This window comes from Budvicia aquatica DSM 5075 = ATCC 35567, from assembly GCF_000427805.1.
Taxonomy (GTDB): Bacteria; Pseudomonadota; Gammaproteobacteria; order Enterobacterales; family Enterobacteriaceae; genus Budvicia; species Budvicia aquatica.
Window position 1 is genome coordinate 111,597 of sequence record NZ_ATYS01000009.1, and the last position, 12,238, is coordinate 123,834.

A 12,238-nucleotide genomic window follows, 5' to 3' on the forward strand; every position below is an offset into this window, starting at 1 on the left:
TACGCCTCAGGTCGGCGCTATTTTATCAAACAAGCGTATCAGATAGCTGACTGGTAAATCTTTTGGCTGTCAGCCAATGTGATGTCCTGACGCTCACCCAGCTTAGTCATGCCATGCTCTTCCAATTTTTTCACCAGTGCCGGGATAGTGCTACCGTCTAACTGATAGTCAGATAAGCGGGTCGGCGCGCCCATTTGCTGGAAGAACTGTTCGGTGGCAACAATTGCTGCTTCAATTCGTTCATCATCCGTTCCGCAACGGATATCCCATACGCGCTCGGCATATTGTAATAACTTCTCACGCTTCTGCTGTTTTTTAGCGCGCATTACGGCAGGAAGAATAATGGCCAGCGTTTGGGCATGGTCTAAACCGTGCATAGCGGTTAATTCATGGCCCAGCATATGGGTCGTCCAGTCTTGCGGTACGCCGGCACCAATCAAGCCGTTCAGCGCCATAGTGGCACTCCACATAATATTTGCCCGCACGGCGTAGTCTTCCGGATCTTTTAGCGCTTTAGGGCCTTCTTCAATCAGGGTTAATAGCAGGCCTTCGGCAAAACGGTCCTGAACTTTGGCGTTAACCGGATAAGTCAGATATTGCTCAATGGTATGAATAAAGGCGTCAACTACGCCGTTAGCCACCTGACGTGGTGGTAAACTGTAGGTAGTTACCGGGTCTAGAATGGCAAACTTAGGCAGAACGTGTTCTGACATAAAGGCTTGCTTATCACCGGTCTCACGACGGCTAATGACTGCGCCATCGTTCATTTCTGAACCCGTCGCCGGCAGGGTTAACACTGAGCCAATCGGTATCGCTTTAGTCACTTTTTTGCCGCGGCTGGTGACAATTTCCCACGGCTCACCGAGGTAGTCAGCCGCTGCTGCAATAAATTTAGTGCCGTCTAATACTGACCCACCGCCCACGGACAGCAAGAAATCAATCTTGTTGTTATGAACTTCTTCCACGGCTTTCATCAATGTTTCATACGTTGGGTTGGGTTCGATGCCACCAAATTCAAATAAGGTATAACCCTTAAGTGCGTTATGTACCTGCTCCAAAACGCCGTTACGCTTAATGCTGCCGCCGCCGTAGGTGATTAATACGCGGGCATCGGAGGGGATAACCGTAGGAAGCTGTGCAATCTGACCTTCGCCAAATAGGACTTTCGTTGCGAGATGTAAGCTGAAATTATTCATGATAATAGACCCTGACTGTAGGTTATAGATAGGAAATATAAGGATTAACCGACATTGATAAAAGCGTTAAGTCAATATGCTATACCCGTAACATTACCATAAATCGATCGCAAGGATGTGTGGGATTAATGTAAATGTGTAATTCAATAGCGGATGGTGTTTGATACGTTGATAACAGAATTTGCGTTAAGAAAGTGGCTTATCAATACCTCAAATCAATATCAATTACTGATTAACAGGACTACACTTTTACTTAGTAGTTAACCGGAGGAACTGAAATGCATGATTTGAAAATCAAAGAATGGGCCAAAGTTCGCGAGACGTCTGTAGAAATTGCAGAGGCTATTTTTCAGATTGCGGGCAATGACGAAGTGATTGCTCAGCAAATTTGGGAAGAGGGCAATGATGAGGTTTTAGTGATTGCTTTCAGTAAAACTGATGAAGATCGGTTGTTCTGGGGTGAGGAAATGATTGAGCGTAAAAACGTTTAATCGTGGTATCGCTTAATATATGTTGATCTGATTCCATATCAGATAAGAAAAGGGCAGAGTCGGTGTGACGTACTCTGCCCTCTGGTTTATCCGCTTAGCGATTCACCGCTATCAGACACACACTTCGACCGGCTGGAACTTAGTCACATCAAATAACCCGGTTGAGGTCAGTTTCAATGCCGGGATTACCGGTAATGTCATAAATACCAGCGTCATTAATGGCTGGATGTTCTCATTGATGTGAAATTCTTTATGAGCAATTTTCAGCATATGTTCGATCTGTTCGGCCACTTCCTGAGCGCTTTTATCTGACATCAGTCCGCCTACCGGTAATGGCAGATGGGCTAGAATTTCACCTTTACGGCACAGCGTGAAACCGCCCCCCATAGACTCTACGTCTTTAACGGCGGTCAGCATATCGGCATCATTATCACCGACGACAACGATGTTATGGGAGTCATGGGCAACTGAAATAGCAATAGCGCCGCCTTTCAGACCATAGTTAGATAACACGCCTAACCCCATATTACCGGTCGCGTGATGGCGTTCAATAACGGCTAACTTATTCAAACCGGGATTGAGCTCAGCGTTAAATAACCCTTGGGCATCGGCAACCACCGGCAACTCCAGATTTAGCGTTACAACGCTGCGCGGCTTAACACCGATAGCCCGTACCACATTGCTGGTTAACGGCAGCTTAAAGTTGTCTACGGTTAACGGTGCTAACCGAACCGTATTAAGTACGGTATCCGGAATAATATTTTCAATTTCAACCAGCATCTGGCCATCACGGGCAATTTCTTTACCTTCCGTGAAGACGTGCTTGGCATTAAACTGTTCTAAGTTATCGACGATAAGAATATCAGCATCATAGCCCGGAGCTAACGCACCTTTACCGCGTAAACGGAAACATTCGGCAGCGTTCAGCGTCGCCATAGAAATGGCCATTAATGGATCTAACCCGGCTTCAACCGCCAGGCGCAGACTTTTATTAATATGGCCGGTAGACAGAATGTCTGACGGTTCGCGGTCGTCGGTGCACATAACGCAACGGCGTGAGTTTGCCGGGGTAATCATCGGGATCAGGTTAAGCAAGTCTTTACAGGTTGAACCTTCACGCAACAGCACGTACATGCCTAACCGCAGGCGGTCGATCATCTCTTCACGACGGCTACACTCATGGTCAGTCATTACGCCGCTCATCACATAAGCGGTCAGGTCTTTGCCTTTCATGCCCGGGCTATGGCCGTCAATTACGCGATCGTGGCGGCGGGCCATCATGATTTTATTCATCATTGACGGAGAGTGATTGATTACGCTCGGGTAATCCATCACTTCGCCCAGGCCTAAAACGCCGTCATAGTCGATCAGCTGTTCTAAATCTTCGGCTTCCAGAATGGCGCCGGCCTGTTCAAACGGCGTCGCCGGAACGCAGGACGGTAGCATAACGCGAACGTTTAATGGCAAATTGCGCGAAGAGTCCAGCATATAACGAATACCGTCCAGGCCGCAGACGTTGGCAATTTCGTGCGGATCGGCAATAATCGTGGTGGTGCCGTGAGGCAGAATACAACGGGCAAACTGAGGTGGTGTCAGCGATGATGACTCGATATGCACATGTCCATCAATCAGGCCCGGCATCACATATCCGCCTTTAGCATCCAGAATCTCTTTAGCCTGATAGTCACCACAGCCGATAACCTTTCCGCCGCCGATAGCTAAAGGACCATCCATCAGCGTTTGGTTAAATACGTCTACCACTTTACAGTTTACAATCAGTAAATCAGCAGGAATACGTCCCGCCGCCATATCAATTAGTGTTGCCAATTGGGCTTTATCGCTCACTTTATACCTCTGAAAGTTACTGTTTAGTACGTTGAATTTTATCTGGACAAATCAAATTATTGCATCATAAAACTAAAGCGACGCCGTAGCGCCGCTTTAGTTATCGCCGGCAATTATTGCTTATGCAATTTCCCATGGCTACAGCCACATCTCAGCACAGGGTCAAAGGTCTTCTGCTGGTGGAAATCAATCACACCTAAATCAGTGATTGCATAGTCAGGTATGGCTGTAATCTGCAGACAGCACATATAAAACAGTGGATCCGGTAGGTCACAGCCTAGCTCTCTGGCTAATTGCAGCAGTTTCTCTTCTTCCGCAGCCATAACATCGGGCTCAAGGTCGGAGACAATACCGCAAATTGGTAGAGGTAAGAATCCTAAGACTTTTCCGTCACGGATAATAACCTGTCCGCCGCCGTTTTCCGCTAAATGATTAACCGCTAACGCCATATCCTCTGAATTGGTGCCAATACAGATAACGTTGTTATCATCCGGAGCACATGAACTGGCCATTGCACCGGCTTTGAGTTTCCAGCCGGAGCAGAAGCCAACCGCCGGTTTGGTCGTTGTTTTACCAAAGCGTTCAACAACGGTGGCATACAGTACGTCATTTTCAACGTCAGGTTGAACGACGCCGTCGACCACATTCAGCTCAACATTGCGTCCTTTACGCACGAAAGGAACGTTGAAGTCAACGTCTAATGACAGGGCGTGCACCCGATCGGCATCCAGCTCGGTGCGCACTTTCATATCATCGGCAGACACCGGATTTAGCTTCATGCTTTGTAGTAAGGTTGCGCTTCGCACCGGTGGCTGCAGGTCATAAGCCATTTTTCCGTTTTCTACGGTTAGCTTACCTTTGGCGATAACGGTATCGATTTCAAATTTGCACAGATCTTCGACTAACAGGATATCGGCAAAGCGTCCCGGAGAGATTGAACCGACCAAGTGGTCAATGCGATAAGCTTCAGCTGAGTTAATTGACCCCATCTGAATCGCGGTCATCGGGTCAACACCGCAGGAGATAGCCATACGAATTAGCTTGTCCATATGGCCGTTAGCCATGATGTCTGAGGCAATAACGTCATCGGTACAGAAGCTAACTCGGCGTGAAATACGCGGATTAAGATGCGTAACGATTTTCAGGTTCTCACGCATAAAGTGAGAAATAGACGATTCGCGAATCAGCACGTACATACCTTTACGTACTTTTTCCATCATTTCCTGATGGTCATAGCTCTCGTGGTCAAGGCGAAGGCCGGCACAGAGTACCGAGTTCAGTTTTTTACCGCGGGTCATTGGTGCGCAGCCGAATACCGGCAGGCGATTTTCACGCGCCAGCTCAATGGCTTTCATTACGTCATCGTGCTGGTTTTCGACAAACTCGGATACGGTTTCCCATACGCCGAAAACCTCTGGCCACTTCTGAACTTCGCGGTGGGTTTCTGCCGTCACGTTAAAACCAACGTTGCTTTGTGGCAGGGTATAAGGGGTAATAAACGGCAGGCCCCAGAATACTTTTAACGGCCCCATATCGATTTCGTCTAACACTTCACGCACGCCTTCCAGACCGGAAGTCACGACATACTGGTCAAGGCCGGAAATGATGCTGGTGGTACCGTGTGGAACAACCGCTTTAGCAAAGCTGGTCATCGACAATTTACTGCATTCAATATGAAGGTGGCCGTCGATCAGTCCGGGAACCAGATATTTACCGGTAGCATCAATGCGTTGGGTATTAGGGCCGATATATTCAGATACGTCACCGGTGGCAACGATTTGTGAACGATAAATCGCAACGTCAGCCTGATAGATTTCCGCTGAGTTAACATTAACCAATTGGCCATTACAGATAACGATGTCCGCCGGGAATTTAGCCGCGCCAGCATCAATCATTTCACGTAAGTCTTCTTGTAACATCCCAAATACTCCAATTTATAAAAAGATATAACGTCCAAGGAACAAAGTAGTCATTACTGCCGTACAGGCGGATATTTCACGCCAACGGCCAGTACCCAGTTTCATAAATGAATAAACAACAAATCCTGCGGCAATACCTTCAGTGATGGTAAAGCTAAATGGCATCATGACCGTGGCGACGAAGGCCGGAACGGCTTCAGTTAAATCGTGCCAGTCAATGCGGGTTAAGTCAGAAATCATCAATACGCCAATGTAAATCAGCGCGCCGGCGGTGGCGTAACCAGGCACCATTTCGGCCAACGGTGAAAAGAAGATGGCAAATAGAAACAGCACGCCAACGCCGACGGCCATTAAGCCCGTGCGGCCGCCGACTACTACGCCAGACGTACTTTCGATATAGGCAGTAACGGCTGAAGTACCCATATAGGCGCCGCCGACGGAGCTGATACTGTCAATGCACAATGATTTTTGCTGGTTGGGATAGCAGCCTTTGTCATCGGCTAGTCCGGCTCTGTCCGTGACGGCGATCAGGGTGCCGGATGACTCAAACAAGTTAATCAGCATCACCGAAATAATGATTCCGGCCAGCGACATATTCAGCGCGCCGCTCAAGTCAAGCTGACCAAAAACCGGCGAAATATCCGGTGGCGTGCTCATCACCCCTTTATACTGTACATCGCCCAGCAGCCAGCCAATCAATGTGACTACCGCAAAAGAGATCAATACGGCAGCATGCAGGCCGCGATAGGCCAGAACCGCAATCAGCAAAAAGCCCAGGCTACCTAAGACAAAAGGAATGGATTTCACATTGCCAATCGCCACCATAGTATCGGGATTCGCAACAACGATGCCGGCATTATGAAGTCCGATCAGCGCAATTAATAAACCACAGCCGCTGCTGATACCAATGCGTAAGGAGAGGGGGATGTTGGAGACCATCCAGTAACGGACGCGAAACACCGATAATAAGAAAAACCCCACGGCGCCGAGAAAGACAATGGTCATACCGGTTTGCCATGCCAGACCCATACCGGCAACCAAAACATAGGCAAAGTAGGCATTGATACCCATACCGGGTGCAACGGCAATCGGTAGGTTGGCAATAAGCCCCATTAATATGCAACCGATTGCGGTGATAAGCGCAGTTGTAACGAAAACCGCTTTCATATCCATGCCGGCCGCACCGAGGATCTGTGGGTTAACAAAGATAACGTACACCATGGTGATGAAGGTCGTGAAGCTGGCAATAAGCTCAGTTCTGACCGTAGTACCGTGCTCTTCCAGTTTAAATACCCGTTGTAACAATGAACGCTTTGTTATCGGTGCATTGGTAGCAATATCAGACACTTGCTTTCTCCAGAGACTGAACAATCATTAATTAAATTGATAAATTTCAGTATTTTATAAAAACCAAAAAGGCCACTACATTTTAAAGTGTAGCGGCACAACCGTATAGAAAAGGGGTATATAAAACTGAAATTTAAAGGTTAAAAACGAGCCGGGTAAATCGTGGTACTTATTATGTGGTGTATCATAGCAATCGTTTACTTGAAATTGCAATCGTTTGCTTAACATTCTTGAGATTAAAGTTTCATCCGTGTTTTATCGAAGACAAGCAGCAAGTTGATACAGCAAGGAAACTTGATGGTTTGAAGGGCGATTTTATGGCAGAAAAATTTTTACGACTGACAATCAACAATGCAACGGTAGGTAATCGTTATTCAGACTTCATATAAAACACACAGTAACCGATTAATCTGGCGGACATTATTTGTGATTAATGGACTAACGTTATGCGCAAGCCTTTATCTTGCTATCATCCGATTCTTTACTGGTTAAGAGTTCAGCAAAAACGGATTTTTCGCCGTTTGGCGTGGGCATGCTCATCTCGCCGTTATGCACAAGAGAAACGGCCGGATCAACGGCTGGACCATCGTTTTATCAAACATACTTCAAAACTTATTCGTCAATTAGGTGATAGTGATATTGCTTTGCAACATAACAAAGTGATTAACCTGCGTCTGGCTACTGAGGCTATCGGTGGCATTATTATCGGCCCGGGGGAATACTTTTCTTTCTGTCAGTTAGTCGGAAAGCCCAGCCGTGAGCGGGGATTTGTTGAGGGCATGGAACTATCATTTGGTGAAGCTCGCAGCGGGATTGGCGGAGGGATTTGCCAACTGAGTAATTTAATCCACTGGATGGCGATGCATTCACCGCTGGTGGTGATTGAACGGGCAAATCATAGCTTTGACCCTTTTCCTGATGAAGGGCGGGTGCTGCCCTTTGGTTCCGGTGCGGCGATATTTTATAACTACATTGACTTAGTGTTGCATAATCCGACCGAAGATAGCTTCCAACTGGTATTTAACGTGGCTGAACATCAGCTGGAAGGGGAGCTTTTATGCTCCAAGCCTCGTACGGTGAAATATCATATTTATCAGAAAGCGCATCGTTTTGTTGGTAGAGGAAAACGTATTTACCGGCAAAATGAAATTTGGCGGGATATATCAACTAAAGGTCAGGAACCCATAGTGTTGCACTCCGAGTGCTTATATCAGAATGATGTGATCGTGAAGTATGATGTCGCAGAGGCGCGGATAGAGTAAGTGACGGACAGCTGGCTGGAATGAAGGGCAAAGCTGAAAGCCAGCCCTTCATCGATGTGATTAAACCTTACTTTTAGCGCTTCCCGGCGTAATCAAATCTAAAAACCCTTTAATCAAAGGATCGTTTGTTTCAAACAGTGAAACGATATGCTGCACTATTTGGCCGTCTTTCTCATTATTCCATGCAAGTGATAGCTGAGAAGGCTGGCGGCTGTTTTGGATATTCTTAGTAATTAACTGGCCCGAATCTAAATAAGGTTGGCACAGTTTACGCGGTAGAAAACCAACGCCGAGCCCGTTGAGGTGGCACTGCAGCTTGCTGTCTAAGTCGGGCACTTTAATTTCTTTTTGCCCCGGAAGTAGCCAGGCGACGCGCTTAGTGAGATTTTTTGAGGTATCTTCAACGTTGATAGCCGGATAAGGTCGCATCATCTCTTCCGTTAGCGTATCCGCTCCTTTGGCTAACGGATGGTTCGGCGACATAACAAAGATCCACTCAACGTCGCCAAGGGAGAGAATATTAATATTATTCGACAGAGACTCGCTGCCGGTGGCACCAATAGCTAACTGGCAATCGCCATACAGTAGATTATCCCAAACGCCCATGTAGATCTGGCAGGAAACCTGAAACTGGGTAAATGGAAATTTTTGATGCAAATAACACAGCAGGGCGGCGCAGCTTTCATTGTTATACAGCAGGTTGTTCACAACAATGTTGACCTGCCGCTCAATGCCATCGGTGATTTGCCGCAGTTCATTGGGAACGCTGTCTAGCCACGATAGCCACATCCGGCACTGGTCTAGTAAGTGTAGCCCCGCGGGCGTAAGGGAAACGCTGCGGGTTGTACGTAAAAAAAGTTGGGTACCGACGTCGTCTTCCAGCGTTTTTATGCGGTAACTGATGGCGGCGGGAGTTTTATGCAGCAGTTCTGCTGCCTTAGAGAAGCTACTGCATTCGGCAACTTTAATAAATGAGCGGATAGTATCGTGATCTAACATTAAATAGCCTTATGGTTTTTCGCCAAGTTGTCGCTGCAGGTGCTCGCTTTCCAGACTCTTTAGTATCATAAAAGCTCATTTTTTTCGATTGGTCTAATCAGTTGTTATGAGCTGCGTCGCAAATTAACATCAAGCAATGAGTGTATTTATTCTAAATGGCGTCTGACGCGGGCCGAAAATAATTAAAATAATAAACTCCAGAGGAATATAATGAAGTTGTTACAACCAGTAAGCTCAAGTTATAAATAGTAAAGCAGCAGCGGTAGATATCAAGTAAATTAAGCGGGTTCTTGGCTATGAAAATGGGTCATATATCACACATTAAAATAGTACCATTTATTTTGTGGTTAATAAGTGGCATTGTGGCTGTTGCTATTGCAGATATCGCTCTCGATATTTTAATTTAAATATATCTTATTGTTCTTATTGGGGTTTGCTTAATTATTAAAATAAACTTATTAATTAAATTACCTATAGCAATATTTTTTTATCAATATCATTTATTTTTGAAAGTGTGTAATACCGCTAATATTTTATATCTGCGTTTAGTTAATATGTCGCCAAGAAAATAATTATGGGAAGGATTATTTCAATGAGAAACGGCACACTTATAGCTGAATCGAGTCTATCGCCTATTCTGATTTATTTAAATTATCTAGTTAATCAAATTATGAACAATCAGAACAATAATCAACGCTGAAATCTGAATGTATCATTAGTATCTGAGTGAGCGATAAAATAATGAAGATAAAAAATATATCAATGACCACAATGATTATGATTGCCATGGTACTCGGAATTGTATCAGGAATCGTGGTAGGTCCGGCTATCGGTAATATTCGCGCGATTGGTGATATTTTCCTGCGTTTGATACAAATGACGGTTGTTATATTAGTCATGGGAGCCGTTATTGAAGCGGTCGGCCAGATAGCGCCTAAGGATTTAGGTAAGCTGGGCGGCAAGATATTTTCTTTATTTATGATCTCTACCGTTATTTCCGCCATTATCGGCATTATTTTAGCTGAGATCATTCAGCCGGGAGCGGGCATTGACGTTAAATTGACCTCCGCTACCGATATTGTGGCACCGCAACAAACCATCTATGAGATGGTTGTGAACTTTTTTCCTAAAAATATTATAGAGGCCATGACTGCCGGCAATATGATTCAATGCATTGTTTTTTCTTTACTTTTTGGTATGGCCCTAAGTTTATATAGCCATAATACCAATGATAAACGGATATTGGATTCGATTAAAACCTTCAATATTATTATTTTGGGGGTCGTTAAGCTGGTTATGAAGATGGCCCCGTTAGGGATATTTGCACTATTAGCCTGGGTAACCGGAACCATTGGTCTACAGGTGATGGTGCCATTGATGAAGTTCCTTATCTGTATGGCAGTGGGAACGGTCATTATTCTGTTTCTTTTTATTACCCTAACGGCAATGTATGCCAAGGTAAGCCCGCTAAAGCTGGCGGGTAAAGTTTGGCGGATGGGGGTTGTTGCGTTTACCACAACGTCATCCGCTATCAGTTTACCGGTGAAGATGGAAGATTCAGAACAAAAAATTGGCGTCAGCAAGCGTATCTCTCAGTTAGTTAATCCGCTGGGTATGGCGCTGAACAGTAACGGACTGTCACTGTTTCTGGCGATTTCCTGCATTACGCTGGCTCAGTTTTACCATCTCGAAATGTCTCTGGTTTTTCTGATCCAGATTATTGTTCTTTCTACATTAGCGACGCTGGGCACGGTAGTCGTGCCCGGTGGCGGCCTGGTTGCTTTAGCCATTGTTTTACCTTCAATGGGATTACCGTTGGAAAGCATCGCGTTATTAGCCGGTATTGATTGGTTCTCAGGTATGTTCCGCACGGTATTAAACGTGGTTGATGATGCGCTGATTGCGTTGATTATCGCCGTTGGTGAAGATGAATTTGATCGTGATATTTTTGATGGAAAGAGTGCGGACATTGCGTTGAACAGCGGTAACTGATAGCAGAGACTCGATTGATGGCAAAGCCGTTTTATTGAGTCTCAATGCGAGTTTCGTCCGCAGTCCAATATATACGCCTTGAGAATAAATATAGTCCTTGCTACCTCGCGGGGACTATATTGTTTTAGCCTTGTTTAAAAATGCCTTTTCGGCAGAATCACACGACGAAAAAGTACCATAATCGCCTGCGCCTGTAATATATTCGTTGATATATAAGCAGGGGGCGAGATGAATTATATTTTTTTATTTTTGGCAGCCGTCTTTTGGGGAGGCAATTATGTGGTGGGGCGGATTCTGGTTGAGGACACGAATCCCTTCTTGCTATCGGCGTTACGCTGGCTATTTACCGCCATACTGCTAACGATGATATACCATAAACAGCTACGCACTAACCTAACGCTTATCATCGGGAGTTTGAGAACAATTGCCTGCCTGTCTATTTTGGGACAGGTGTTATTTCCGTTAACGCTCTATATCGGGCTGCAATATACCACTTCACTTAATGCCGCTGTTTATATGTCAGCAACGCCCTGTGTCGTATTGGTAATTAACCGGCTGGTATTTAATGATAGCGTCACTAAAGCGAATATATTTGGGGTTATCATCAGTACCGTTGGCGTCCTTTACTTATTATTCAAAGGTAATTTTCTTGATTTAGAACAGCTCGCCGACAATATTAATCAAGGCGATTTTTGGGCTATAGCTTCTGCCTTAAGCTGGGCGTTTTACTGTTCGTTTTTGCGAACCAAAGATCGGCGTATCAGCGGCTATGCTTTCGTCACTTCATCGTCGATTATTGGGGCATTAATCTTAATACCTGCCGCTATTGGCTACTATTTAACGTTTGATATGCCGCCTTTGGTGGTTAACATTTCACAATTAGCGAATAACCCCAATTTTCTGCTTGGCCTGGCCTATCTGGTGGTTTTTCCGTCGTGGCTTTCTTACCTGTTTTGGCACAAAGGCATTATGGCCTTAGGCGCCACTCGGGGTGAAATTTTTACCCACGTCATTCCGCTGTCGGGTGGCATTATGAGCATTATATTTCTGGGTGCGCCGGTGAGCTATTATCACTTAGTCAGCGCCTTATTTATTCTGTGCGGGATTTATTTATGTTCGGTAAAACGGCCGCTACGATCGCGATAGCTTTATCTAAAGAAAATAAAAACGGCCACCGTTAAGTGGCC

9 protein-coding genes are annotated in these 12,238 nt (G+C 45.5%); 4 read left to right on the top strand and 5 right to left on the bottom strand.

Features of this window, described 5'->3' with window-relative positions:
- Positions 1-38 precede the first annotated feature (38 nt).
- Entirely contained in the window at positions 39-1,196 is a 1,158-nt protein-coding gene (yqhD, locus tag YWE_RS0105695; RefSeq protein ID WP_029093651.1) for an alcohol dehydrogenase, read from the bottom strand.
- A gap of 278 nt (positions 1,197-1,474) precedes the next feature.
- On the opposite strand from yqhD, the gene YWE_RS0105700 reads away from it, so the two are divergent.
- The gene (locus YWE_RS0105700) at positions 1,475-1,687 is read left to right on the top strand and encodes a YccJ family protein (RefSeq protein WP_029093652.1); all 213 of its coding nucleotides are present in this window, start codon (positions 1,475-1,477) and stop codon (positions 1,685-1,687) included.
- A 111-nt stretch (positions 1,688-1,798) separates the two neighbouring features.
- On the opposite strand, the gene ade is transcribed toward YWE_RS0105700, so the two are convergent.
- The 3 genes from ade to YWE_RS0105715 form a co-directional block, all read right to left on the bottom strand.
- Positions 1,799-3,532: an adenine deaminase gene (gene ade, locus YWE_RS0105705; RefSeq protein WP_029093653.1), complete on the bottom strand. Its 1,734-nt coding sequence runs from the start codon at positions 3,530-3,532 to the stop codon at positions 1,799-1,801.
- Positions 3,533-3,645: 113 nt separating this feature from the next.
- The gene (locus YWE_RS0105710) at positions 3,646-5,451 is read right to left on the bottom strand and encodes an adenine deaminase (RefSeq protein WP_029093654.1); all 1,806 of its coding nucleotides are present in this window, start codon (positions 5,449-5,451) and stop codon (positions 3,646-3,648) included.
- Between the two features lie 15 nt (positions 5,452-5,466).
- Positions 5,467-6,789, bottom strand: coding sequence for an NCS2 family permease (locus YWE_RS0105715; RefSeq protein ID WP_029093655.1), 1,323 nt, complete (start codon positions 6,787-6,789; stop codon positions 5,467-5,469).
- A 455-nt stretch (positions 6,790-7,244) separates the two neighbouring features.
- Between YWE_RS0105715 and YWE_RS0105720 the strand changes: the two genes are divergently transcribed.
- Positions 7,245-8,060 carry a VanW family protein gene (locus tag YWE_RS0105720; RefSeq protein WP_029093656.1) on the top strand — a complete coding sequence of 272 codons (816 nt, stop codon included), beginning with the start codon at positions 7,245-7,247 and terminating at the stop codon, positions 8,058-8,060.
- Positions 8,061-8,120: 60 nt separating this feature from the next.
- Here YWE_RS0105720 and allS read toward each other — a convergent pair whose 3' ends face one another.
- Positions 8,121-9,059, bottom strand: coding sequence for an HTH-type transcriptional activator AllS (gene allS, locus YWE_RS0105725; protein WP_029093657.1), 939 nt, complete (start codon positions 9,057-9,059; stop codon positions 8,121-8,123).
- A 762-nt stretch (positions 9,060-9,821) separates the two neighbouring features.
- Here allS and YWE_RS26725 point away from each other — a divergent pair.
- The gene (locus YWE_RS26725) at positions 9,822-11,051 is read left to right on the top strand and encodes a dicarboxylate/amino acid:cation symporter (protein ID WP_211230993.1); all 1,230 of its coding nucleotides are present in this window, start codon (positions 9,822-9,824) and stop codon (positions 11,049-11,051) included.
- A 228-nt stretch (positions 11,052-11,279) separates the two neighbouring features.
- Positions 11,280-12,197, top strand: coding sequence for a DMT family transporter (locus tag YWE_RS0105735; RefSeq protein ID WP_029093658.1), 918 nt, complete (start codon positions 11,280-11,282; stop codon positions 12,195-12,197).
- The last annotated feature ends 41 nt before the right edge of the window (positions 12,198-12,238 follow it).

Coding starts and splice junctions, on each gene's coding strand:
- YWE_RS0105720 (WP_029093656.1), top strand. CDS start 7,245: ATGCGCAAGCCTTTATCTTGCTATCATCCGATTCTTTACTGGTTAAGA.
- YWE_RS26725 (WP_211230993.1), top strand. CDS start 9,822: ATGACCACAATGATTATGATTGCCATGGTACTCGGAATTGTATCAGGA.
- YWE_RS0105700 (WP_029093652.1), top strand. CDS start 1,475: ATGCATGATTTGAAAATCAAAGAATGGGCCAAAGTTCGCGAGACGTCT.
- allS (WP_029093657.1), bottom strand. CDS start 9,059: ATGTTAGATCACGATACTATCCGCTCATTTATTAAAGTTGCCGAATGC.
- YWE_RS0105710 (WP_029093654.1), bottom strand. CDS start 5,451: ATGTTACAAGAAGACTTACGTGAAATGATTGATGCTGGCGCGGCTAAA.
- yqhD (WP_029093651.1), bottom strand. CDS start 1,196: ATGAATAATTTCAGCTTACATCTCGCAACGAAAGTCCTATTTGGCGAA.
- YWE_RS0105735 (WP_029093658.1), top strand. CDS start 11,280: ATGAATTATATTTTTTTATTTTTGGCAGCCGTCTTTTGGGGAGGCAAT.